We start from the raw sequence: 22,824 nt of genomic DNA, 5'->3' as shown, positions 1-22,824 counted from the left end.
CCGTGGTCCAGAATCAACGCATGGACGTCCCCAAGCTGCTGGAAGCCGCTTCCCTGCTGGTTCCTGAGAAGATCGCCACTGAGAACGACATCACGGTGAGCGATGTCTGGGAGTATCTCGTTCACGACGAGTGGGAAGTGGCCCTCGACCTGCTGGAAGAACTCGGTGACGTCCACCCGCTTCCGCTCAGCTTCTGGGAAACCCTGGCCATATCCGCCGAACAGATGAGACTGGAGAGGAGCGCGGCCTGGTGCCACTGGCGCGGCTTCGAGACCCGCCACGGGATTCTCCGAGCCGACCTCGTCCTCCGCCCGGCCACCGAAGCGCGACGAAAGACGCCCATCTCCGGCGCCGGCGTCCTGCGACCGATGTGGAACATCGGCAACCGGACCACGACCGGCAAGCCGGCTCTCAACATTGCCCGGCTCTGGGTGGAGTTCATGCCCTCCCTGGAGCCCGGGGGACAAGCTTCGGTACGACTCGCGCCCCTGGACCCTTCGCAGTGGCAGCACCTTCAGCCCGGCCAGATGATCACCATGCATGAGGACCAATCCGTGGCAGGCACGGCAGTTGTCCTGGAGGTCCAGCGCCCCCCGACCACGCTCACCACATAAGAACGAGCGCAGTCGACTCGCGCCGTTGGTGCAGAGAACGTCCAGCTCCATCCACGCGCTGCCGGGCCCGTGAGCTCCTTGGTGACCGTACCTTCGTCGAGGCGGACCGCCTGGCAGTGGTCGATGTACCCGGTCTTCTTGGTCTTCTTCGCCGGCCACAGCAGTAGGGCCCCGCGGTCGGTCGCGGCGTGCGTTCCGGCGTACAACACCAACGGACGGCAGGTCAGCCGGAACTCCCTGCTGAGCGATCTGGCCAACCTCACCGAACGCAACACCCGCCTTGCGGGCCATGTGGCCCGCCTCGAACAATGCCTGTCCGAAGCCCTTGGCCAAGACGCCTGGCGCGCCACTGGCCTCGGCGCTCCCACCGACACCGACACTCTCCAGCGGAAGATCGACCACCTTGAACAACAAGTCGCCGAGCTCCGCGACCAGCTCTCCGAACGCGAAGAAGACCTCCAGGCATCCCGAGCCACGAACCGCGAGTTGATGACCCAACTCAACAGCACCCCTCACCGCCTCCGTTGACATGCGAACCCAGATACCAACCGCTGGTCGGTGGATCGCAGCCTTCACTTTGGGGTGCGAGCAAGTCGGTTCCGCCCGGCGGTCAGGTGGGAACGCCAGCCCGGTCCAGGACGGCGGCCATCTCGTCCTCGGGGAGCGCCGGGTTGGCACCCGCGCTGGATGCCAATTCGGGGACGAGGAGGGCCTCGCGGAGCCGGTGGAAGGGGAGGCGCGGGTCGCGAGCCGCCGCCTGACGCGTCCAGAGAACGGGGTCGTGGCTGAGCCGTTCGATCAGCTCCGGCGTGGCGGCCGGATCCCGCACGGCCAGTCGGCGGTAGCTCCCGTCGGGGTGGTTCGCGTAGCGGGTGGCTAGGCCCTCGCGGGGGAACCGAGGGTGCGTCTCCGCCATCCAGGCGGAGAACGTCCCACCCAGCCGCGCAAACACCCGCATCAGGACCTCCTCCGGAGTGTCGGGGTGGTGAATGCCCAGGAGGTTCTCCACCACCGGGTCCTCGACGCGTGCAAGCAGGCGCAGCAGGTCAGGCGGCAGATGGGGGCTTCGGGCGGCGGCGCGCTGGAGCAGCGGGTGAGCGGAGGTCGCGGCCCGGCGCATTACCTCGGGGTCGGCGAGCCCGTCCCGTACCCACCGCACGCCGTCGCCCCTGTCGAGGTCCCCGGTCGTGAAGTCGATGGCCATGCGCCGCGTCTCGTCCAGCTCGGGCCGAAGGGAGACGGCGAGTCGTACGGCCTCCTCGGGGTCCACGGCGAGCCGCTCTACGAGGTCGGCGGGCAGCGACGGGTTCTCGGCGAGGGAGGTCAGGTGCGTCCGCTCGGCGACGCACCGCTCGGCGCCGGCACGGTCAAGGAGTCCGCGGCGCAGCGCCTCGGCGGCGGACTTCGGGTCGCGGAGGAGTTCGGCGGTCACGCGGGCATCCCGCCGGCACTCCTGCAGCTCGGCGGCCCGCCGCACCTTGGGGTCGGGGTCGGCCAGCAGTGCCGACCGCTCATCCGCCGATAGGGCCTCCCATGCACGCACCGATTCCCAGCGCGCTGCCGCACGGTGATGAGTGGCTATCGATGCCACGAACGATGGCGCTAGATGGGGCGACTCCAGCAGGGCCGCGCGCACGGAATGATCGGGGTCGTCGAGCAGGCGGGCGCACACGGCATCCGGGAGCGGCGCGACCTTTGCGCGCGGATCGTACACCTCGGGTCCATATGCGAGAGCTGTCCGCACCTTGGGAGAAGGATCGTCCGCGAGCCGAGCCCGCTGTGCAGGCTCCGCCCTGGCACTCATAGCGAAATCGATCCGGGCCCCCGAGTTCGGGTGGGCCAGGATCAGCGCGACGGCCGACTGGGGGAGTCCGGCCCGGTGAAGAACGTCACGGGGCGGACGGTCGCCGTCTGCCCCGAAGGCGAGCAGGCGCAGCAGCAGCGGCGTCGGCAGCGCCGGATTTCGGGCCACTCCGTCCAGCGCGGATGCGTGGAACGCCACCATGATTCCTCTACCTCCTTTGTCTTCCCCGATCGGTCCGCGCCCATGATCTCGTATGCCATGCACGACATCTGTCGATCACCGTTGCACCGGTCCTTGAGACTTTGACCAGCACAGATGCCTACCGAGGGAGCTCCTAGGTCACCACCCCAACAGAAAGGCAGTGGCAGGCCACCGCGCGCCTGCCGAGTGTGCTGGTGGTCATCGTCGGGCGGGTGGAGTCCGGCGTGTCCGGGGAGCCGTCGGCGTGGACCAGGTCCTCGCCGTACAGCCGCTTTCGCGAGGCCGTCTTACTGCCCTGAACCCAGTGGTCGCAGGCAGGATGCAGCTCTCCGAAGGTCGCCAGCAGGGTGCCGAAGAGGGCCAGGCGCTCGGTGGTGATGGGCAGACGGGGGCATGCGGAGGTTTTCCTGATCTCGAGTCTCGGGTGAAGGGAACGGGGCGGCCGGCCTCGTTGCCGATGCTGTGGCCGCCCGCGCATGCGCGGCCGCCCTGGCCGAATCGGCCAAGGCGACCGCACATAGGCCGGGCTGGGGACAGCTCAGTCCAGGCCGGAAGCCGGTAGGCAGTGTCTTCAAATGATCATCGCTGGTGGATCATGGTGTCGTGATACGTCGCCATGAACTGTCCGATGCCGAGCAGGAGTTCGTCCGGCCGTTGCTGCCCGAGTCGTTACGGGGGCGGAAGCGGCTGGACGACCGCCGGGTCCTGAACGGGATCGTGTGGAAGTTCCGGACCGGGACGGCCTGGCGGGATGTGCCCGAGCGTTACGGTCCGTGGGTCACGCGGCATACGCGCTTTCGCAGGTGGGCCGCGGACGGCACGTTCGACCGGATGCTGCGGGCCGCGCAGGCGAAGGCGGACGCGGCGGGCGACATCGAGTGGCTGGTGTCCGTCGATGCCACGGTCGTCCGGGCCCATCAGCATGCGGCGAGGGCTCGAAAAGAGGGCTCCGCGACCCGGCCATCGGCCGGTCCAGAGGCGGTCTGACCAGCAAGATTCACCTGGCCTGCGACGGCCCGGGCCGTCCGCTCGCCTTCGTCGTCACGGACGGCAACACCAACGACTGCACCCGGCTCCCTGCCGTGATGGAAGCGGTCCGGGTGCCCGGATCGGACCGGCAGGGCGGCCCCGCACCCGGCCCGATCACGTCCTGGGCGACAAGGGCTGCAGCTCGAAGGCGATCCGCGCCTGGCTCCGCCGTCGGGGCTTACCGCACACGATTCCCGAGCGGACCGACCAGGTCGGCCACCGGGCCCGGCGAGGCAGCCACGGTGGCCGCCTTCGACCGTGAGGTCTACAAGCACCGCAACGTCGTGGAACGCTGCTTCAGCCGCTTGAAACAGTGGCGCGGCATCGCCACCCGCTACGACAAAACCGCCCAGTCCTACGAAGCAGCCGTCACCCTCGCATCACTCCTGATGTGGGCGTGACATTTGACGACAGAACCTAGCGGGCCGAGTGTGGCGGGGTCTCAGCGCCAGTCATCGATCACGTAGGCGGCTGGGTGGCTGTAGCCGGGTTCGTTGGGCCTGTGCATGGCCACGCCCTGCAACCAGGTGCGGAAACCGCGGTCGACCATTCGCCGGTAGGCATCCTGGCGGGCGAGGTTCATTCCGGCGTCCAGTTGCCCCAGGCCGCGTTCAGCGGCGAGCCGCTCACACGCGGTGAGCAGTCGTTCGAACCGGTCAGCCGCCTCCGGGCCAGGGCGCACGGCGCCGAATTTGACGAAGCACACGTCCTCTCCGGCCTCCGACCCGGCTCCGCAGTGGCAGACGGCCAGGCCATCGAGCTCGGAGCCGGCCCCCTGGAGCAGGATGGTGTCACCGAGTCCCTGCGCGTGCGTGGCCACGATCTCGCGTTCCAGGCTCAGGCCCTCGTACACGGCCCCCGTCAGTGTGCGACCGAGGCTCAGGGCGTGGGGCTGCTCGGCGGCGGGCAGCCGGCCGTACAGCACTCGGCCGGGGACTGCGGCACTGCCTCCGACCTGCTTCTTCATGATGGCTGTGAGGAATCGGGGCCAGAAACCGTAACGGCGGTAGAGCTCAAGGTGCTTGGGACTGTGCGAGAAGGTGAACAGGCCCAGGTGGCGGTTCTCCCAGGTGTCGAAGCAGTCCATGACCGGCTCCATGAGGCGCCTGCCGACGCCCTGGTCCCACAGGTCCGGATGTACGGTCAGCGGGCCGAAGTAACCGACGCTGCCCCAGTTGACGGCGAAGTTCGATGCAACGACTTCGCCCTCGACCGTCGCTGTGAAGGCCGCCTGTGGATCGGCCGCCCAGCGAGTGCGGACGTAGTCGGCGGTCCCGAAGAACGTCTTCGGCTCTGGAGCCCCGAGGAACGTCCCGAAGGCGACCCTGAAGATCTCGTCGGCCCGATCCAGGTCCGCCTCACCCAGCGGGCGGACCGACACAGGGCCCGTGCCACTCTTGCGCTCCCCTGCCGGTGGGATCATGGCTCTCTCCTTCCCGACCCCCTGTTTCATCGCACCACGGGCGTGCGCCGCAGGCGAGGCGAAAGGTCCACCGATACCCAGGGACCGAGGACCGGCCGGTCTGCCTTGCCTGTCCGCCGGGAACTGCAGCAGTCACCAGGCCGAATACCGACCGGTCGACCAACGGCTACTACGGGTACCGAGGCCTTCACCGGCCAGGACCCACTGTTCTTCTCCCGTTCCCGGACATCGCACCAGTGCATGACGGGCCCCGCTTCGTAGGGTGCTTCGGCCAGCTCGGCACCGACGAACAGGGCCGTGGTGATCATCCTGTCCTTTCGCTCCAGGTGCCCCTCAGAGGAGAGCCCGTACTCCAGCGTGGTGCCCATGGATACCCCCCACGCCGCGATCTCAGGATCACCGCTCCAGTTCACCCGCACGGAAGCACCCTCCCGGCGAGCGAGGTCTTCGATTTCCGCGCGTGCCTCGGACGGCACCCTGGCGATCAGCTCGACTCCGCCAGGTCGTTCAGGAGGCTGGCGGCCTCTTTCGACTCGCGCATGTAGAGCAGTGCCCTGCGGGGATTGTGGTCGAGCAAAGCGGCTGCGATCTGATCGAGCTCTGGACGCGGCCTGCCGTCCAGCGGCGTCAGGAGCCTGCGTAGATGCCGCTCACCGGCGCAGCGACGGCACCGACCGAAATGAAATAGCCGCTCGACCTTGCCACAGTCCTCGCACGGCTTTCGGGCCTCGGGTGCCACTTCCCAGCAGTTTTCGCAGAACGGGCCGCGGGCGACCCTGGCAACGACCCGCTTCGTCCGGCCGCAGTCCGTGCATGGTTCTGGCGTGGTCAGGCAGGCCCGGCAGCGGGGGGAGTTGGTGGTGCTGTGGAAGCAGGGACGGACGTTGCCGCATGAGGTACACGTCATCGTGGGCGGCATTCGGCAGGCCGAGCAGAGCGGCCCCTGACCAGTGCGGGCGGAGACAGCCAGGAATTTGCCGCAGACGATGCACGTCTCATGGCAAGTCGCCTCCTTATCGCGGCAGGTGTTGCAGAACGGGGCCCCACTGGCGTCTCTGCCTGCGGGGGGTGCGGGAGCGACTGCACCACTTGCAGGGTTCGGCGAGGGAGCGGTTGTAGCAGTTGCCACAGACTCGGAGCCGTTTTGATCGAGTGTCCGAGCAGGACGGTGCGCTGGCAGTGCGGACACTTCGGAGCGGAGACACCCGTGGCTCCGGCGTGGTGGAGCCGGTCGGCCAGGAGCACAGTCCGCGGTGAGCAGTGGTTGGTCTGGCCGGTGAGCAGGGCGGGGTCGTTCTGCACGTCCCAGTGCAGGCGCCGCGTGACGGTGAGCTTGCCTTCTGTCACCTCGGCAATGACCGCCCGTAGAGTGTCCTCGCTCACTCTCAGCGGGCGACCGGCCAGGAACTGCAGCAGGTCACTGGCCGGGTCTCCGGTGCATTCGGCCTTGAAACACGAGCGGCATGCCTCGCGGCCCGTGCGATCGAGCCCGTAGCGCGGAATGGCGTTGTTGCCGCAGACCGCGCAGGCCCAGCCTTTCGTCTTGTTGCTGCTGCCACATGAGGCGCACAACCGCAGGCCGGCTCCGTTGGTGTTCGTCAGCGGGCGCAGTTTGCGCAACGCGAGCAGGGTGGCCGGACGACGTTGACGGCCCCGAACTCCTGCAGGATGCGGATGAACCGCTCCACCGAGGCCGGGCCTTCGGCCCGGCCCGGCCCGAGATCAGCAGGCCGCCTTCCAGCGCCTGGGCCAGACGCACAGCTGCTGACTTCGAGGCCCCGGCACGCTGGATCGCCTGCTGAACGGTCTCGGGCGACTGTTCCGGCTCGACCGCAGCGACGAGCTCGCAGATCACCGCATGCGGGTCGGCCTCGAACGGGGCGGTAGCCCTCATGAGCGTCGGGTGATGCGGGCCCGCTTGGGCCGGAAGTCTCCGACACCGGTGGCCTCAGTGCCATCCGCTGTCTTCTTCGCGCGCGGCCTGTCGGCGGACACGGGCTCGATCAGGGTCCTGCGAGACCAGCACCTGCGCGTCGCCGTCCTCCTCGGCCTCGATGCCGACCGTGGGAATCGCCGCGGCCCTCGTGGTCTCCGCGGCGACCTCCCCGGGCACCATCTCGATCACGGATGCGCCCCGGCGTACGCGGCCGGGGCGAACCCATGTGCTGACTGGCTGGTCAGATGCTGATGGCTCCGGTAAGGAGGGCGAAAAGGATGTAGGCGAGGGAGACGAGGATGCCCCAGCGCAGGGCGTGCTTCTGGAATTCGCCGAGGTCGGCCTTGACCAGGCCCAAGAGGACCCAGAGCGGGGCGCTGGTGGGGCCCATCATGTGGAGGATCTGTCCGATGGCGCCGGCGCGGGCGATCTCGTTGGCGTCGATGCCGTAGTGGGCGGCGGATTCCGCCAGGACGGGGACGACTCCGAACCAGTAGGCGTCGTTCGACATGAAGAAGCCGAGCGGGAGTGCCAGGACCGCGGTGAACAGCGGGATGATGTTGCCCATGGAGTCGGGGACGATGGCCAGTGCCGCATCGGCCATGGCTTTGATCATTCCGGCGTCGGTCATCACTCCGGTGAAGACGCCTGCGCCGAGTACGAGCATCACGACGGGTACGGCGTTGGCCGACTGGCGTTTGATGAGGTCTTGCTGGTCGCTGATGACGCGGATGTTGACGATGAGAGCGATGACGAAGGCCACCATGAACAGCACGACGAGTTCGGCGACCTCGAGGATCAGCAGGACCATCAGCACGACGGTGAGACCTGCGTTGAACCACATGCGCCAGTCGGCGCGGGCGGTGCTGAGCGCCTCGCCGGAGTCGATCTCCAGCTTGTAGGCGGCGAGGGCTTCCTGGTCGATGTTGCGGCGTTCGCGTCGGCCTAGCCAGTAGGCGACGGCGATGATGGCCAGGGAGGTCAGGGCCATGGGGGCGAGCATGTGGACGAAGTACTCGGTGGCGTCGAGGTGGAGGACGCTGATCCCGCGTGTGGCCGCGCCGCCCCAGGGGGTGGTGCCGGAGATGGTGCCGAGCGCCATGGCGGAGACGGTGGCGATGACCAGGGGGTTCATGCCGAGACGGCGGTAGATCGGCAGGAACGCGGAGCACACGATCATGTAGCTGGTGGTGCCGTCACCGTCGAGAGCGACGCAGAGGGAGAGGACGGCGGTGCCCACGCAGATGCGCACGGGGTCGCCCTTGGAGGCTTTGATGATCAGCCGGCTGATCGGGTCGAAAAGTCTGGCCTCCATCATGAGGCCGAAGTAGAGGACCGCGAAGAGCAGCAGAACAGCGGTGGGCGCGACGGTCTCCAGACCGCTCATGATCATGTCGCCCAGCTTGGCGCCCTCGCCGGCGACCAGTGCGGCGGCTATCGGCGTGAGCATGATGGCGGTGAACGCGGAGAGGTACTTCCGCATCACGAGCAGCATGAAGCTGCCCAGTGTGGCGAAGCCGAGGACGGCGAGCATCGTTGCTCCTAGGTGCAGGGCTGAGTGGCCGCCGGTCGGTCGGCGGCGCTGGACGGCGCGCGGGTCAGTGCGTGTCAGGTCGGGAGGGGACTGGCAAGCACGCGCGATGCCGTGCTCGGCTCGTGCGTCGGGTCGGTCATGGTACGTGCGGCTCCTGTACGGCCTTTTCGGGGCGCCCGGTCATGGGGCATCGGCCCGGCAGGGGGCTGGGTACGGTGCACCGGGCATGGCTGGGGTGCCCGGTGGCGGATGGATGATGCGGGGAAGCGAGCGGCTCGCGGCACATCCGGACGACCGGTTTACCGGATTGCCGGTAGGTAACTAGAATCCAGCCATCACGTCAATACCGAAGTGAGGAATTCGATGGCCGAACTCGCCAGAATCACGGTCGAGCCGCGCGAGCCGCTGGCTGCCGAGGTCTCCCGCCGACTGATCGACTACCTGATGTCCGGCCAGGTGGAGCCCGGCGACCGCATCCCCTCGGAGCGGCGGCTGACCGAGATGCTCGGGGTGAACCGGCCGACGGTACGTGAGGCGATCAAGTCGCTCGGCTTCCTCGGCCTGCTGGAGATCCGGCAGTCCAGCGGGACGTACTTCCGCGGCACCGATTCGGACGTGCTCTATCGCCTGTTCGAGCTGGGCCTCGTCCTGGGCGAGCAGGGCTCCCGGGACATGGTGCAGGCGCGTGCGGAGTTGGAGGTGGCCGTCGCCGGTCTCGCCGCGCAGGCTCGCGACGAGACGGGCGTCGAGTTGTTGCGGGCCCGGCTGGCAGCGATGCGCGAATGCCCGGACGAGGAGTTCCCCGAGGCGGACACCGCCTTCCACGCCGCCCTGGGTGAACTGGCCGGCAACACGGTGCTGCGGGACATGCTCAAGAGCATGCGCGCGATGATCCAGCGGGGCTGGGTGGAGCGCACGGGCACTGTCCGGCCCCGCGAAGTGGCCTACGGCGACCATGTCCCGATCTTCGAGGCGGTCGCAAAGGGTGACGTCGAGGCCGCGCGTACCGCGATGGCCCGGCATATGGACGGGGCTTCCCGTCGCCTGATGGAAGCCCTCGACCAGCGCGAGGTGTAGCCCGCCCCGCGAGTCGCCGGACAGCCGCCGGCGACTCGCGGGCCCCGCACGAAAACAACCGGTTGACCGGTTTACAGTGGCGGCGCGGCATCTCGACAAGAGGTTGCTGTTCTCCCATCCCGGGCTCTCTCCCTGCTGCTGCCACAGGCGTTCCCACGCCGAGCGGAGCGGGCCCGCGGTCGGCACCCCTGCCGGTCCCCGCCTTCCGGAAGAGGTAAGAACCCCGGTGATCGAACCCCATCCCTCCCGGCCTCTGGTCGCCATGATCCACGCCGTGCCCGCCGCGACCCGCATAGCCGGGCACGCGTTCGCGCAGGAATTCCCGCAGGCCACGGTCTGGAACGTGCTGGACGACCGCCTGCTGGACGACGCCCGCGCGGCCGGTGGGCTCACCGACGCGCTACGCCGGCGGATGCTCCGCCTCATCGCACACGTCATGGAAGGGGGCGCCCAGGGCCTGCTGCTGACCTGTTCCTCCTACGGCGAGGTCGTGGACACCGCCCGCGGGCTGTGGGACGTGCCTGTCCTGAAGTCGGATGAGGCGATGTTCGAGACGGCACTGGCCGGCCCGTACCGGCGCATCGCCGTCGCCGCCTCCACCCCGCCCGCAGTGCCGGCCGCCGTGGCCCAGCTCGAAGCCCTCATACCGGCGGCGCGCCGGGACCGTCCGGTGGACATCGTGACAGCTCTGAGTGAGGAGGCGGCCGTCGCGGCCGACGCCGAGGCCACAGCCCGTCACCTTGCGGACGCCCTGCGCACCGCCGGAGGCGCCGACGCCGAGGTGGTGCTGCTGGCGCAGTACTCACTCACGCCGGCCCGCGAGGCGCTGGCCGATCTGTTGGGTGTGCCCGTGCTGGACGGCGCCGGAGCCGCAGCCCGTGAACTGCGCGACTTGCTCGTCCTCGGCCAAGAACAGACGGCTGCTGCCGGGACGGTCGCACCGTGACAGCGCGCCTGCCCTGGCCACTCGCATACACCGTCACCGGCGACGACTGCGCCACGCCCATGCCCCTTGGTTACGAAGCGCCCCTGACCGAAGCGGTCGGCCACCTCGGTGAACTCGGCTACGACGGCGTGGAGGTACAGGTCCGTGACACGGGTGCACACGCGGCCGAGGCCCTGGCGCGCACCGTCGAAGCTGCCGGCCTGAAGGTCCTCGGCATCGGCACCGGACCGGTCGCGGCCCAGGACCGGCTGACGCTGACCGACCCTTCGCCGGACGTACGCCGTCACGCCCTGTTCCGTCTGCTGGGCGCCGCCCGCCTCGCCGGAGAGCTCGGCGTGCCGGTCACGCTGGGCCAGACACGCGGCACCTTCCTGCCCGGGCTGGAAGACCTTCAGCGGATCTGGGCCGGACGCGCCGTGGAGCATCTGGCCGAGGAGGCGTCCGCACGTGGCAGCCGGCTGCTGCTGGAGCCGCAGTCGCGTGTCAGTACCTCGCTGTGGCACACCCCTGCGCAGGCCCTCGCCGTGATCGACTTGCTCGGCACTCCGGCAGGGCTGGTGTTGGACACCCACCACCTCGATGCCGAAGGCATCGACGTGACGCAGGCCGTCGCACAGCACGCCCGCGTCACCGGTTGTCTACAGCTCGCGGCACCCGCCACACGAGGCCCCCTGGCCCTCGGTGATCCACGGCTCCCTTCCCTCCTGCAGGCGTTGCACGCGGGTGGTTTCACCGGCTGGCTCACGCTGGAGCACACCCAGGACGGGGACAGCCCGAAAGCCGCCGCCCGCTCCTGGACCGCGCTCACCGACGCCGCGGCCGTACTCGCACGACCCGACTCCCCGCTCTCCCCCATGTCCACGACCAGCCCGTTCTGAGAGGAACCCACACCATGAGCACAAAGACCTACCGCCTCGGCGTCCTTGAGGGCGACGGCATCGGCCCCGAGATCGTCCCCTCCTCCGTGGAGATCGCCACCGCCGCCGCCCAGGCCGCCGGCGTCTCGGTCGACTGGGTGACCCTGCCGCTCGGCTCCACTGCCATCGAGTCCCACGCCACCCCCGTCCCCGAGGAGACCAAGGACGCCCTGGCCGGACTTGACGGCTGGTACCTCGGCCCGCACGACTCCGTCAGCTACCCCGAGCCGCACAAGTCCGCCCTCAACCCCTCGGGCACTCTGCGCAAGCACTTCCAGCTCTTCGCCAACATCCGCCCCGCCAAGTCCTTCCCCGGCGCGAAGGCCATCTGCGACAATGCCGACCTCGTCATCGTCCGCGAGAACACCGAAGGCTTCTACGCCGACCGCAACACCTACGCCGGCACCGGCGAGTTCATGCCCACCCCGGACACCGCGATCATGCTGGGCATCATCACCCGGCAGGCCACCGAGCGGGTCGCGCGCGTCGCTTTTGACCTGGCCCGCTCGCGCCGCAAGAAGCTGACGATCGTGCACAAGGCGAACGTCCTCAAGCTCACCACCGGCCTGTTCCGCACGGTGTGCCAGGAAGTCGCCCAGGAGTACCCCGATGTCGCGGTGGACGACTTCCACATCGACGCCATGACCGTCCACCTGGTGCGCCGCGCGCAGGACTTCGACGTCATCGTCACCGAGAACATGTTCGGCGACATCCTCTCCGACCTGGCCGGCGAGATCTCCGGCTCGCTGGGCACCGCGCCGTCCATCAACTCCTCCGCCACCGCCGCGATGGCCCAGGCGTCCCACGGCTCCGCCCCCGACATCGCCGGGGAGAACATCGCCAACCCTGTCGCCATGATCCTCTCCGGCGCGATGCTGTTCGAGTGGCTCGCCGCCAAGCACGGCGACGAGAAGCTGGCCACCGTCGCCAGGACCATCGAGAAGGGTGTGGCCGAGGCGATCGCCGCCGGCACCTCCACCCGCGACCTCGGCGGCTCCGCCTCCACCACCGAGTTCACCGCCGCCGTCATCAAGGCGATCAGCATGGGCGTCGGCCAGAGCTGACCACCGCGCTCCTGGGCGGGCCTCCCCTGAGCTCCCGACTTCGCTCGGTCAGGGTCGCCCGCCCTGGACCCCCACCCTCTGCCGCCCGCACGCCCGAGGAGAGACCCCCGACCATGACCCTGCGCATCGGCTGCATAGCCGACGACTTCACCGGCGGCACTGACGTCGCCGCCGCCTTCCGGCGTGCCGGCCTGCGCACCGCCCTGGTCTTCGGCACCCCCGACGACGCCACCGTGCTTCCCGCGGACTGCGACGCCGCCGTCATCGCCCTGAAATCCCGGTCCACGCCCGCCGACGAGGCAGTGGCCGACTCCCTGACAGCCCAGCGGTGGCTGTGGGCAAAGGGTGCGGCACAGATCTACTTCAAATACTGCTCGACCTTCGACTCCACCCCGCACGGCAACATCGGCCCGGTCACCGACGCCCTCATGGACGCCGCGGGCACCGCCACCACCCTGCACTGCCCGGCCTCCCCGCCCAACGGACGCACCGTCTACCAAGGGCACCTGTTCGTCCACGACCAACTGCTGTCGGACTCGCCCCTGCGCCACCACCCCCTCAACCCCATGACGGACTCCGCTCTGGTGCGTCTGCTGTCCGCGCAGACCCGCCACAAAGTGGCCCTGATCGACTGGGCGACCGTGCGCCGTGGAGTCGAGGCCGTCCGGGAGGCCGTCGTCACCCACCAGCAGTCCGGCGTCCGGCACATCGTCGCCGACGCTCTGACCGACGACGACCTCGCCGTCCTCGGGGCCGCCGCGCTCGAACTGCCGGTCGTCGCCGGGGCCGCGGGCCTGGCCGAAGGGTTCGGACACGCCTACCCGGCCACCGGACCGGCCGCCCCCGAACCGCTGCCGCGCGAGGGCCGGGCCGCAGTCCTGGCCGGCAGCTGCTCGGCCCGCACCCTGGAACAGATCGCCCAGTTCTACGCCTCCGGTCTGCCCTCCCTCCATCTCGACGTACTCGCCGCCGCCTCCGGACGTGATGTCATCGGCGAAGCCCTGGTCTGGTACGACGGACAGGACGCCGGCCTGCCCGTCCTCATCTACGCCTCCGCCTCACCCGAGGAACTCGCGGCAGTACAGGCCCAGCTAGGGGTCGCCGAGGCTGCCGCACAGGTCGAGGAACTCCTGGGAACCCTCGCTTCCCACCTCGTCGAGCGCGGCGTACGCCGCCTGCTCGTCGCAGGCGGGGAGACTTCCGGCGCCGTCACCACCGCCCTCGGCGTCCGCGCCGTCCTCGTCGGCCAGGAAGCCGACCCCGGCGTGCCCTGGACATATGCGGCCACCAAGACCGGCGACCTCGCCCTCATGCTCAAGTCCGGCAACTTCGGAGCCCCCGACCTGTTCACCCGCACCCTCGCCGCTCCGGCAGAGGTGGCCAGGTGACCGCCACGCACGCTGACGAGTCAGCAGCTCGCGCGCTGATCGTGCGCACCGCCCGCTCCCTGTTCATGCGGGGTCTGACTCACGGATCGACCGGCAATCTCTCCGTCCGCCTTTCTGATGGCAGCCTCCTTCTCACCTCCACCGGGTCCAGTCTCGGTACCGTCGAGGAAGCCCAGCTGTCCCGCACCGACCTGAGCGGCCGCCACCTCGACGGCCCCCGGCCCACCAAGGAGGCGTTCCTGCACGCTGCCTTCTACCGGGCCCGGCCAGGCGCCCACGCGGTCGTGCACCTGCACTCCACCCACGCCGCCGCAGTCTCCTGCCTGGACGACGTGAACCCGGCTGACGCCCTCCCCCCGCTCACCGCCTACTACGCCATGCGCGTCGGCACTCTGCCACTGCTGCCTTACCACGCCCCCGGCGACAACGCCCTGGAACCCCTCGCCGAGCAGACGGCCCGCACCCACCACGCCGTCCTCCTCGCCAACCACGGCCCCGTCATCGCCGGCGCAACCCTGGAACAGGCAGCCGATGCCATAGAGGAACTGGAAGAGACCGCCAAACTCCACCTGCTCCTGAGGGGACACACCCCCCGTCCCCTCACCCCCGAACAGGCTGCTGCGCTCGCACCCACATCCCCCTGACGGCCGGATAGAGAGCGAGCGCAGCAGCCCTCAGCGAAGGAGAACCCCCGATGTCCGAACCCCTCACCCCCGTTCCCACCGCCGACCTCGTCGACCAGTACGGCACCGACCTGCGTGTCTGCGACCAGGCCGGCTCTGCCCGAACTTCCGGGCCGTGCGACGGGCATGCCGCAACAGCGGCCTCGTCGCTTCTGCGACTCAGCTACGTGGCGAAGGGGGACCGCCTCGGCTGACGCAGGGGCTTGCCACTTCAGGGCGGCAATCGGGCCCTCCGCCTGTGCAGCCTCGGCCCACAGCTCGTGACGGTCCACCGACTCTGTCGGTGGACCGTCACGAGGCTTCGAGGTCAGGACCCATTACCACGGGCCGTCGGCGGCCCACATCCGGCAGCTGATCACCGTGCCGCTCCGCCAACGGCTTCCCGCGCAGGGCCCTGCCGTAGGGCGGGGCGGAGCCCTGCGCGGGAAGCAGCATCGAAGGACAACGCAATCACTGCCGGGTGAAGTGCCACATCTGCGAAGTAGTCGGGGAGTTGGGGTTGGGCAGTTCACGCAGCGGTGCGTAGTTGTCGTCCCCGAACAGGCCGGTGACGACAACGTCCTCGTTCAGGTAGGGCGACAGAACCCACCGTGCAGGGCTCTCGTCGGTGGACCTGAGGATCCACCATTGGGACTTGTTCGTCGTGCACGCGGCCAGGTACACCGAGCCCCCCGGCTCTCCGGCCCTGGCGTCGGCGCAGTTCCCGGTTCGGGCGCTCTTCCAGTGGAAGATTCCGGGACGCCCGTTCACCTGCTCGAACTGGAATGTGCGCGGGAAGGGATGGTCGTGCCGGTAGTAGACCTGCAGGAAGGTGCCAGCGTTGCCGACCGTGTCGTCAGGGACCAGGTAATTGGTGTGGGCGTCATTGGTGATGACAACAGGCCCGGAGGGGACGGGGGCGGCGGTGGGTGCGGCTTGAGCGGACCCTGTCAGGACTGCGACGGAAATGATGGCGGCCGCGGCAGCGGCCCAGCGACGGATAGTCATACGCGCGATCTTGACGGGCCAGATTTGTGCCAAACCGTTTTTTCGGGAGATGACCACCCGATCGAGGAGAGCCAGCTATCCGGGGTGGACCGGTACCGCTGTCCGGCTCAGAGCTCTCCACGGCGGACGGAGTGCTGGTACGGGCCGTGCTACCGCGGCCTGGAAGAAGACATATGGATGCCACCCGCTGAAGGGGCTTCGTCGACCCCAGAGCCGGTGGTCGCCCGGCTGCGGCCTGGAAACACGGGCAGCGCAACACGCCACCGACCGAAACGACAGTTTCTGCGCACTCTCTGATTCACGCGGGGCGCACGCCCCCTTACTCCTATTGGGTGACCAAATCGAGGCGACGATTGCGGCAAGATCGAAGTGATGTGATCTTGCCGCACGCCTCCTTCGCATTCGTGCCCATCGAGCAGCCCGCACGATGGGCCTCCCTCTGCGAGAGCGGCAATCCAGGGTCTTCTCGCGCAGCACGACGGGGCGCCCCCTGGGAGGAGCGTGTCTGTGCGCAGGTCACCCATTGCATGGTCAATTGGATGAATACCGAGGAGTATTGCTATGGCGTTGACATCGGCAACGGTTGCGACTGAGTTGGAAGCCGCGAGCAAGGTCGGAGATCCTGCGGCTGACGCGCTGGTGACCGACCTCCTCAAGAACAGGGAGGTCGACGGGATCAACGCCCTGTTCCGGACGATCGGAACGCTCAAGCCCGACACGGATATGTCGCGGCTTCCCGATCGGCTGGCCCAGTTCCTGCGGGAGGCAGCCACCCCGCCGCCGGACTGGAGCGAGGCAGACGTCAAGGCCGCCGAGGGCTTCTTCGGCCACCACCACGGCACCGCCTCGATGCTGCAGGGCACCGTCGGCCTCATCGGCACCTACCTCGCACCCACCGGGGCATTCACCCTGCGCTCCACCGGCCGCCTCGGAGGTGTCGAGGGACCAGGCCGAAGGCTGTCGCAGTCCTCCCGCCTGTTCATCGACATGGGCAACAAGAACGCCATGCGCGACGGGACCCTGGCCGCCACCGTGACAAAAGTGCGCCTCGTGCACGCCTCGGTCAGGCAACTGCACAAGCAGAGCGGCCAGTGGGACTACGACAAGTGGGGCGAGCCGGTCTCCCAGAAGTACACCACCGGCGCCGCCTGCGTCTTCAGCACCCAGATCCTCCAGGGCATGAGGAACCTCGGCATCGATGTCTCCGCCGACGACGCCCGTGGCTTCATGTGCGCCTGGCACTACGTCAACCACTACCTCGGCACGCCGGAGAAGTGGCAGTTGCCCAAGGACGCGGATGAGGCCGAGCGGCTGTGGAACCAGGAGCGGGAGACGGAGTGGAAGAAGACCGACGACGGTGTCTTCATGACCGCTCAGGCCATCAAGTTCTACCGCGACCTCCTCAAGCCCGGCGCCAGTGACGCATACATCGCGCTGACCCGCGTCGCGCTCACCGACAAGTACGCCGACATGGCCGGCTTGCCCAAGAGCCCTCTCGACCTCGCGGGCGAGCCGCTCGCCGCGGGCCACGGCCTCGTCAGCAATACGGCCGGCGGCCTCTTCGGCGGAGCCGCCCAGCGGACCGTCGGCGTCAACCCCTACAAGGACCTCCTGGGAGTCGCCTCCAAGGCGTTCAACGAGATCGAGCAGTACGCACTCACCCACGACCAGGACGATCAGCCCCAGATGCACCAAGAACTCGACGACAACCGCTGACCACCGGTCATACGGCCAATGGAGCCGCCAAGCGCACTGGAGTATCGCGCCCTTGGCGGCTGCGGCTTTTCGCGCAGGCTCAGGGCGGAGGCAACTGACCCCTCTGCCCCAGTTCGGCTCAACACGCTGAACTTGACAGAGAAGGAGTCCGTGGCGAGCTCACGGAATCGGTCCAGACACACATCAGCTGTCCGGCCAACGAGCGGCGAGAGCGGACTTGCCGCAGCCAGGCGGCCCGACCAGGACACACAAGGCGCCGGCCGGGAGGTGCGGGAAACTCATCGGGTCGACCTTCCTGTCTCTCTGTGGGAGCGGGCAACCCCGGCCGAGCCGGCTGGGGCTGCCCTTGCCTACGGCGTCAGAGGCACGTCGGTCCGGCATCGGTGGCTTCGCGGGTCCGACGGACGTAGCCGATGGCGCTGGCGACATGACTGTTGCTCATCAGGCTGCCGCCGTCGTCGATCCGGTCCCTCAGTGTCTCCAGCCGGTCCCAGGCGATCGTGAGCTGCTCGACCAGCCACCTCGTGTCGTCGTCCGCCGCGCAGTTCTCGATCGCGGCCAGGCGGTCGGTGTCAGGCAGGCTTGCGGCCAGGTACGCGTCGATCCGGCGTACCTCCTCGGCGGTGAACTCCTCCCGCATCCGCGGTTCCACCTCCGCTTCCAGGATGCCGCCGTAGCGGGCCCCGCTGCGGATGTCGACGGCCAGGTGGGCGAGCGCCCAGTCGCTCCAGCCTTCCTTGCTGGTGTGCTCGCGGTAGCTCATCGGATTCCGTCCGCGAGGGCCAGGAGCTCCGCAGCAAGATCCGGCGCGGAGAGGACGGTGCGCAGGATCGAAGCGATCCCGTCGCGCTCGATGGAGTTGAGACGGTCCCACACTGCGTGGGCGTCACGGTGCGCACCGACCACCTTGAGGTAGTCGTCCTCGTTGGCGACAGTGCGATCGGCCCCGCACCGGCCGCACCGGAAGCCGGCCTCGTCCCACCCGGGCGCGGGCGAGTCCGACGGGAGAGGCGGCGTCGTGCCCGTCAGCGGGATGGTCATGCCGGCTCCCTCCGGTCCATCGACGCCGACACGAGCAGGGCGTTGGTGCGCCCCGTCAGGGAGTCGGCGTAATCCTCCACGTCGAAGGACGGATCGGTCCTGATGTCTTCGGCGCTGCGCGTCCAGTCGGTCAGGTCGGCGATCTCACGGGTGCCGCGCAGCGCGTCTTCCTTGCACGGGAAGGCGGCGAGGGCGAGGCCGGAGTGGTGTCCCAGCCGCCACGGGTTCGCGACGCCGTCCCCTTCCTCGCGCAGGTGTTCCGGCAGTTCGTAGACGTGCAGACCGGGTGCCGGCACGACCGACGGCAGGGGGATCGTGGCGGTGGAGCCGACGGTGCGCAGTTCGTATGTGGACTCGGGCAAGGTCACGGGATCCGGGTCGACCTCCGGGTGGGTGAACCGGACCCACAGTCCGAGGGCCCGGGCGTAGCGGATCTCGGAACGGGTGGAATCCCCGATGTAGTCACCGACGACCAGGACCTCATCAGCCAGGCGGATCTTCGCCCGGTGCAGCTCGTCCAGGTCCTCCTTGAGGCGCTCGGCCCGGTCAGGGTCCGCCCACAGCAGGTGCGGCTTCTTCAGGTCGCAGCCCGGCTTGACCACGATCCGTTTGGCGGCGGTCTCCTCCAGGTCAGCTTCGACCATCTGCTCCATGAAGCGGGTGGAGCCGCAGATCGCGACCACGACCGGCAGGCCAAGGCCTCGCTTCGCGGCGACGAGCTGCTGCTCAGGGGTGTGTAACGACTGGTGTGGCATGGGGAGTTCCTTCTACTGGTTGATGCGGGTCGGTTGTACCGGCGTCGGCTGATTGATCAGGCAGCCCGTCGGCGGCAGGCTGGGGCCGGGGGAGTGAAGTAGGTGGCGGGGGTGGGTTCGGTGCCCTCGGGGGTGAAGTCGTCGTGCACCTGCTGGAGGGCGCGGCCATGCCGGTCCCGGAGGGAACGCGGGCCAGGCGGGTAGGGGAGCGGCTGGTCACTGGGTGGTCGCCTTGGTGGTCGCGATGAGAGCGGCGACCGTTTCCCAACCGTGGTGCCACGCGGAATCCAGCTGGAAAGCGCCTTCTCTGAACTAAGGGATTGCAGATCATTAACACGTTGTTTTGATCTTGTTGTCCTCAGGGGTCAGTGTCTGGACCCGGTCCTGAAGGGCGGCGAGGGTCGTGGGTGGGGCTGTCGCCGGTGGGATGGTGATGCCGTGTGCCGCGAGCAGTCGCCGGTTCTTCAGGAGGGTGCGGTGCATAGCGGTGCGGCTGGTGCCGAACAGGACGGCGAGGGGTTCCGCGGCCAGGGCGGCCCGCAGGTGGAGCACGGTGGCCAGGACCTGGTCGGCGAAGCCCAGCCGAGGCGGCCGACCGCGCCGGATATCCCCGTCGACGGCCAGGGTTTCGGTGAGGTCGTTCAGGTGCTGGCGGGTCATCCCGGTCAGTGCTGGATCGGAGAGCAGGGCCTGGTCCCACTCCGGATCCGGCGTCTGCGGGGCCCGGGCCGCCAAAATTACGGGTGATGGGTGGGGGTGCAGGGCATAGTTCCAGTCGCCGTGGAATGCGTGCCGGGTCAGCGGCAGGGCGGCCATCTCCGCGTCTTTGATGCGGACTCCGGTCCGGTAGGTGTTGGTGTCGAGTTCGGCTCTCACACGTAGTCCGGTGCGGGTGGTGATCGCGGCGATCGACTGCACGATGACTTCGTGGCTGGTCAGCGGTCGGCCGCTCCAGTTCATGGTGATGTGCGAGAAGAGCCGGTGCTCGATCTTGTTCCACTTCGATGTGCCTGGCGGTAGGTGACACACGGCGATCGTCAGCCCGGTTTCAGCTGCGAGCCGGGCGAGTTCGAGCTTCCAGGCCCGGGTGCGGTAGCCGTTGGATCCGCCGGCGTCGGCCGTGATCAGCAGGCGTGTCGCCCGCGGGTAGGCAGCCTGGCCCTGGCCGTGCCACCAGCGGCGGATCGATTCCACGGCGAACGCGGCGGTGTCGTGATCGGTGCCGACGTTGACCCAGTCGGTGTTCGCGGTCAGATCGTAGATCCCGTAGGGGACGGCTTTGCCCAGCTGCGGGTCGGCGAAATCGTGGACGCTGACCGGGACAGGCTCGCCGACGGGACGCCACTGGCGGCCGCTGTTCTTGAAGTCGCCGACGAGTTCCTTCTTCTTGGTGTCCACGCTGATGACCGGCTGGCCGGCGCCCCGGTCGTTGCGGATTGCTCGGCCGCCAACACGGAGAACGCGGCTGTGCGCGCCGAGGGCCACGACGCATGAGGGCGGCGATGGGGTTGCTGCAAAAGCGCTCAGTATTCGAGAGGATCTCACCCGCTCGCACCGCGCCCGCGCGGGCCGGCACGGGTCCGGGCACCCATGCCTCCGACGGGCTAGGCCCGGTGGCTCCACCACCCGGCCGAGGGAAAGGTGGCGGGTGGCCGTGTGCGTCCTCGCGCCACGGCCGGGCCGCCGCGAGGGGAGATGCCGATGCCGGAGAATACGCGGGCGAATTCCGTACGAAGGCTGGTCACCGGCCGCGACGGGGCGGCGCCGACGCGGCTCCCGGGTGCGGACGCGCGAGGTCTTCGTCACCCCAAGCCCTGTGACGGCGGCACCGGGCGCGCCGAGGTTGCCGCCGCCTCGCGGATGCGCGATGGCGTCCGCTCATGACCCATGCGGGGACCCTCGTCCTGATCATGGCAGCTGCCGTCCTGGCGCCCCTCCTCGTGCACGCCACCGGCCGCCGTCTCCGCGTCCCCCTGGTCATCTTCGAGATCATCCTTGGCATCCTCATCGGTCCGGACGTCCTCGGCTGGGCGCATCCCGACGAGGTCGTCGACACGCTCGCCGACCTGGGGCTGTCGATGCTCATCTTCTTGGCCGGGTACGAGATCGAGTTCGCGGCGGTCCGCGGCGACACCCTGCGCCGTTCCCTATGGGCCTGGCCTGTCTCCCTCGCCGTCGGCATCGGGTTCGCCTTCCTGATCAGCGGCGGCGACGTGTTCGAGGCCTTCGTCATCGGGACCGCGTTGACCAGTACGGCGCTGGGGACCGTCCTGCCGATGCTCAAGGATAGTGGTCAACTGCAGGGTCGCTTCGGCACGGTGATGTCGGCGTTCGGCGCGGTCGGCGAGTTCGGCCCGGTGGTCGCCGTGGCGTTGCTGCTCAGCGGACGCCGGCCGGCCGAGTCGGCCGCACTGCTGATCGCGTTCGGGCTGATCACGGCCGCGGCGGTCTTCTGGGCGATGCGCCCGAGGCCGCCCTGGTTCGCGCAGCTCACCGAGCGGACCCTGCACAGCAGCGGCCAGTTCGCGGTCCGCTTCGTGATGCTGCTGCTGGCCTGCATGCTGGGGCTGGCCGAGGTGTTCGGCCTCGACGTGCTGCTCGGCGCCTTCGCCGCCGGGGTGCTCACCCGCCTCGTCCTCAAGCGCGCGGCGCCCGGGAGTAGCGACGAAGTCCTCGGAAGGGTGGAGTCCCTGGACTTCGGCTTCCTCGTGCCGCTGTTCTACGTGGTCACCGGCATCGAGTTCGACCTGCACGCCCTCCTGCACGACCTCGGAGCGCTGCGGCTGGTGCCCGTCTTCCTGCTGCTCTTCCTGGTGGTGCGCGGCGGGCCGGGGTACCTGTTCGCACCGCGCGACTTCGTGCGGGCCGACCGTACCGCCCTGGCCCTTTTCGCCTCCACATGTCTGCCTCTCGTCGTGGCGATCACCACCATCGGGGTCGACCAGAAGCTCATCGGGTCGGACGCCGCCGCCGCCCTGGTGGGCGCCGCGATGATCTCCGTGCTCGTGCTGCCGCTGTTCGCGATGCGGTTGCGGGCGGCGGGCGGCTCCGGCCGGGTGAAGGACCCGACGGAGACCGCGACAGAATCCGAGACGTGGTGACCGGACCGTGGGGACCGGACCGGAAAGCGCACACCCGACGACGAAGGAGGACGGGACATGGCACGGGTGGACGCCGCCGACGTCAGGCGGATGACCGGGACCCTGTTCATCGATAGGGATCCGCGCAGTTCCAGCTCGACCCGTTTATGGGGCCTGCTCGCCCTGGCCGCGGTCATCGCGGGCGCGGGTGTGATCGGCGATTCCTGCGCTGGCAGGTCGGACAGACCGAACGCCACATCCGCGAAATCGAGATCCAGGAAGCACAAGAGCGGGAGCGGCGGGAGAGGGCGCGGGCGGAGATGTCGTGGAAGATCCAGCCGCAGCGCTCGTCATCGGTGGCGCTGCTGCACCGTGGAGGGTGCGCCACCTACCCGGACCAAATCGGGCTCATCTCCCAGGAAGACGCGATGGTCGCACTCGCGCAGCCGGACATCGAAACGTGCGAGGTCTGCCGACCGCAGACCAGACTGCTGGGCTGAGCAGGCACCCCTGCTAGGGGCGCCTGCCTGCTTAGAAGTCATCTCATTTGGGCGACTAGGTATTCTGTGAGTCATGGTGGGGATCGTTGAGCGGCTGGTGCCGGACGAGTTGTGGGAGTTGTTCCAGCG

At 68.9% G+C, this 22,824-nt stretch carries 19 protein-coding genes and 3 pseudogenes; 13 read left to right on the top strand and 9 right to left on the bottom strand.

Translation table 11 applies throughout. From position 1 onward, the window contains the following. The first annotated feature begins 20 nt into the window (after window positions 1-20). Together OO67_RS14825 and OO67_RS14820 are read left to right on the top strand one after the other, a co-directional pair. Complete coding sequence (locus OO67_RS14825) at window positions 21-614, top strand: hypothetical protein (RefSeq protein ID WP_033300478.1); 594 nt, start codon at window positions 21-23, stop codon at window positions 612-614. 138 nt (window positions 615-752) lie between these two features. Continuing rightward, a complete protein-coding gene (locus OO67_RS14820; RefSeq protein WP_157841673.1) occupies window positions 753-1,142 on the top strand; it encodes a hypothetical protein in 390 nt (129 codons plus the stop codon). A gap of 82 nt (window positions 1,143-1,224) precedes the next feature. Here the strand turns inward: OO67_RS14820 and OO67_RS14815 are convergent, their stop codons facing one another. Continuing rightward, a complete protein-coding gene (locus OO67_RS14815) occupies window positions 1,225-2,619 on the bottom strand; it encodes a hypothetical protein (RefSeq protein WP_033300477.1) in 1,395 nt (464 codons plus the stop codon). 588 nt (window positions 2,620-3,207) lie between these two features. Between OO67_RS14815 and OO67_RS37955 the strand changes: the two are divergent. Continuing rightward, a pseudogene (locus tag OO67_RS37955) lies at window positions 3,208-4,049 on the top strand (IS5 family transposase). A 41-nt stretch (window positions 4,050-4,090) separates the two neighbouring features. On the opposite strand, the gene OO67_RS14800 reads toward OO67_RS37955, so the two are convergent. From OO67_RS14800 to OO67_RS14790, 3 genes are all read right to left on the bottom strand, one after another. After that, on the bottom strand, window positions 4,091-5,071 hold the full coding sequence (locus OO67_RS14800) for a GNAT family N-acetyltransferase (protein WP_051709392.1): 981 nt from the start codon (window positions 5,069-5,071) through the stop codon (window positions 4,091-4,093). A gap of 1,948 nt (window positions 5,072-7,019) precedes the next feature. After that, window positions 7,020-7,187, bottom strand: coding sequence for a hypothetical protein (locus OO67_RS40795; RefSeq protein ID WP_078597972.1), 168 nt, complete (start codon window positions 7,185-7,187; stop codon window positions 7,020-7,022). Between the two features lie 61 nt (window positions 7,188-7,248). After that, the gene (locus OO67_RS14790; RefSeq protein WP_033300473.1) at window positions 7,249-8,541 is read right to left on the bottom strand and encodes a CitMHS family transporter; all 1,293 of its coding nucleotides are present in this window, start codon (window positions 8,539-8,541) and stop codon (window positions 7,249-7,251) included. 363 nt (window positions 8,542-8,904) lie between these two features. Between OO67_RS14790 and OO67_RS14785 the strand changes: the two genes are divergently transcribed. The 7 genes from OO67_RS14785 (at window position 8,905) to OO67_RS14755 (ending at window position 14,810) form a co-directional block, all read left to right on the top strand. Further along, the gene (locus OO67_RS14785; RefSeq protein WP_033300471.1) at window positions 8,905-9,618 is read left to right on the top strand and encodes a FadR/GntR family transcriptional regulator; all 714 of its coding nucleotides are present in this window, start codon (window positions 8,905-8,907) and stop codon (window positions 9,616-9,618) included. Between the two features lie 226 nt (window positions 9,619-9,844). Beyond that, window positions 9,845-10,564, top strand: a complete 720-nt coding sequence (locus OO67_RS14780) for an aspartate/glutamate racemase family protein (protein WP_244300187.1) — start codon at window positions 9,845-9,847, stop codon at window positions 10,562-10,564. After that, window positions 10,561-11,442 carry a sugar phosphate isomerase/epimerase family protein gene (locus OO67_RS14775; protein ID WP_051709389.1) on the top strand — a complete coding sequence of 294 codons (882 nt, stop codon included), beginning with the start codon at window positions 10,561-10,563 and terminating at the stop codon, window positions 11,440-11,442. Before OO67_RS14780 ends, OO67_RS14775 begins: the two co-directional genes overlap by 4 nt. A 14-nt stretch (window positions 11,443-11,456) precedes the next feature. Beyond that, the gene (locus tag OO67_RS14770) at window positions 11,457-12,545 is read left to right on the top strand and encodes an isocitrate/isopropylmalate dehydrogenase family protein (RefSeq protein ID WP_033300470.1); all 1,089 of its coding nucleotides are present in this window, start codon (window positions 11,457-11,459) and stop codon (window positions 12,543-12,545) included. 113 nt (window positions 12,546-12,658) lie between these two features. Next, window positions 12,659-13,933: a 3-oxo-tetronate kinase gene (gene otnK, locus OO67_RS14765; protein ID WP_033300469.1), complete on the top strand. Its 1,275-nt coding sequence runs from the start codon at window positions 12,659-12,661 to the stop codon at window positions 13,931-13,933. Further along, the gene (gene otnC, locus OO67_RS14760; RefSeq protein ID WP_033300467.1) at window positions 13,930-14,577 is read left to right on the top strand and encodes a 3-oxo-tetronate 4-phosphate decarboxylase; all 648 of its coding nucleotides are present in this window, start codon (window positions 13,930-13,932) and stop codon (window positions 14,575-14,577) included. Before otnK ends, otnC begins: the two co-directional genes overlap by 4 nt. A gap of 50 nt (window positions 14,578-14,627) precedes the next feature. Continuing rightward, window positions 14,628-14,810 carry a hypothetical protein gene (locus tag OO67_RS14755; protein WP_033300466.1) on the top strand — a complete coding sequence of 61 codons (183 nt, stop codon included), beginning with the start codon at window positions 14,628-14,630 and terminating at the stop codon, window positions 14,808-14,810. 256 nt (window positions 14,811-15,066) lie between these two features. On the opposite strand, the gene OO67_RS14750 is transcribed toward OO67_RS14755, so the two are convergent. Then, window positions 15,067-15,603 carry an RICIN domain-containing protein gene (locus OO67_RS14750; RefSeq protein ID WP_033300464.1) on the bottom strand — a complete coding sequence of 179 codons (537 nt, stop codon included), beginning with the start codon at window positions 15,601-15,603 and terminating at the stop codon, window positions 15,067-15,069. A gap of 561 nt (window positions 15,604-16,164) precedes the next feature. Between OO67_RS14750 and OO67_RS14745 the strand changes: the two genes are divergently transcribed. Beyond that, the gene (locus OO67_RS14745; protein WP_244300185.1) at window positions 16,165-17,319 is read left to right on the top strand and encodes an oxygenase MpaB family protein; all 1,155 of its coding nucleotides are present in this window, start codon (window positions 16,165-16,167) and stop codon (window positions 17,317-17,319) included. A 358-nt stretch (window positions 17,320-17,677) separates the two neighbouring features. On the opposite strand, the gene OO67_RS14740 is transcribed toward OO67_RS14745, so the two are convergent. From OO67_RS14740 to OO67_RS14720, 4 genes and pseudogenes are all read right to left on the bottom strand, one after another. Continuing rightward, window positions 17,678-18,082, bottom strand: a complete 405-nt coding sequence (locus tag OO67_RS14740) for a hypothetical protein (RefSeq protein ID WP_033300462.1) — start codon at window positions 18,080-18,082, stop codon at window positions 17,678-17,680. Next, window positions 18,079-18,360: a hypothetical protein gene (locus OO67_RS14735; protein ID WP_051709387.1), complete on the bottom strand. Its 282-nt coding sequence runs from the start codon at window positions 18,358-18,360 to the stop codon at window positions 18,079-18,081. The genes OO67_RS14740 and OO67_RS14735 overlap by 4 nt, the downstream gene beginning before the upstream one ends. 371 nt (window positions 18,361-18,731) lie before the next feature. Beyond that, a pseudogene (locus OO67_RS14730) lies at window positions 18,732-19,115 on the bottom strand (hypothetical protein); the annotation flags it as partial. Between the two features lie 330 nt (window positions 19,116-19,445). Then, a pseudogene (locus OO67_RS14720) lies at window positions 19,446-20,549 on the bottom strand (ISAzo13 family transposase); the annotation flags it as partial. A gap of 446 nt (window positions 20,550-20,995) precedes the next feature. Here OO67_RS14720 and OO67_RS14715 point away from each other — a divergent pair. Then, window positions 20,996-22,216: a cation:proton antiporter gene (locus OO67_RS14715; protein ID WP_033300455.1), complete on the top strand. Its 1,221-nt coding sequence runs from the start codon at window positions 20,996-20,998 to the stop codon at window positions 22,214-22,216. Window positions 22,217-22,515: 299 nt separating this feature from the next. Continuing rightward, window positions 22,516-22,695, top strand: a complete 180-nt coding sequence (locus OO67_RS39705) for a DUF6233 domain-containing protein (protein ID WP_167748646.1) — start codon at window positions 22,516-22,518, stop codon at window positions 22,693-22,695. Window positions 22,696-22,824: the final 129 nt, after the last annotated feature.

The organism is Streptomyces atroolivaceus (genome assembly GCF_000717025.1).
GTDB lineage: Bacteria > Actinomycetota > Actinomycetes > Streptomycetales > Streptomycetaceae > Streptomyces > Streptomyces atroolivaceus.
This window is presented reverse-complemented; position numbering and strand designations above follow the sequence as displayed.

What these genes read in the sequence shown, in the direction of transcription:
- OO67_RS14825 (WP_033300478.1), top strand. Translation starts at nt 21, where the DNA reads ATGGACGTCCCCAAGCTGCTGGAAGCCGCTTCCCTGCTGGTTCCTGAG.
- OO67_RS14815 (WP_033300477.1), bottom strand. Translation starts at nt 2,619, where the DNA reads ATGGTGGCGTTCCACGCATCCGCGCTGGACGGAGTGGCCCGAAATCCG.
- OO67_RS14800 (WP_051709392.1), bottom strand. Translation starts at nt 5,071, where the DNA reads ATGATCCCACCGGCAGGGGAGCGCAAGAGTGGCACGGGCCCTGTGTCG.
- OO67_RS40795 (WP_078597972.1), bottom strand. Translation starts at nt 7,187, where the DNA reads ATGGTGCCCGGGGAGGTCGCCGCGGAGACCACGAGGGCCGCGGCGATT.
- OO67_RS14790 (WP_033300473.1), bottom strand. Translation starts at nt 8,541, where the DNA reads ATGCTCGCCGTCCTCGGCTTCGCCACACTGGGCAGCTTCATGCTGCTC.
- OO67_RS14785 (WP_033300471.1), top strand. Translation starts at nt 8,905, where the DNA reads ATGGCCGAACTCGCCAGAATCACGGTCGAGCCGCGCGAGCCGCTGGCT.
- OO67_RS14770 (WP_033300470.1), top strand. Translation starts at nt 11,457, where the DNA reads ATGAGCACAAAGACCTACCGCCTCGGCGTCCTTGAGGGCGACGGCATC.
- otnK (WP_033300469.1), top strand. Translation starts at nt 12,659, where the DNA reads ATGACCCTGCGCATCGGCTGCATAGCCGACGACTTCACCGGCGGCACT.
- OO67_RS14755 (WP_033300466.1), top strand. Translation starts at nt 14,628, where the DNA reads ATGTCCGAACCCCTCACCCCCGTTCCCACCGCCGACCTCGTCGACCAG.
- OO67_RS14750 (WP_033300464.1), bottom strand. Translation starts at nt 15,603, where the DNA reads ATGACTATCCGTCGCTGGGCCGCTGCCGCGGCCGCCATCATTTCCGTC.
- OO67_RS14745 (WP_244300185.1), top strand. Translation starts at nt 16,165, where the DNA reads ATGGCGTTGACATCGGCAACGGTTGCGACTGAGTTGGAAGCCGCGAGC.
- OO67_RS14740 (WP_033300462.1), bottom strand. Translation starts at nt 18,082, where the DNA reads ATGAGCTACCGCGAGCACACCAGCAAGGAAGGCTGGAGCGACTGGGCG.
- OO67_RS14735 (WP_051709387.1), bottom strand. Translation starts at nt 18,360, where the DNA reads ATGACCATCCCGCTGACGGGCACGACGCCGCCTCTCCCGTCGGACTCG.
- OO67_RS14715 (WP_033300455.1), top strand. Translation starts at nt 20,996, where the DNA reads ATGACCCATGCGGGGACCCTCGTCCTGATCATGGCAGCTGCCGTCCTG.
- OO67_RS39705 (WP_167748646.1), top strand. Translation starts at nt 22,516, where the DNA reads ATGTCGTGGAAGATCCAGCCGCAGCGCTCGTCATCGGTGGCGCTGCTG.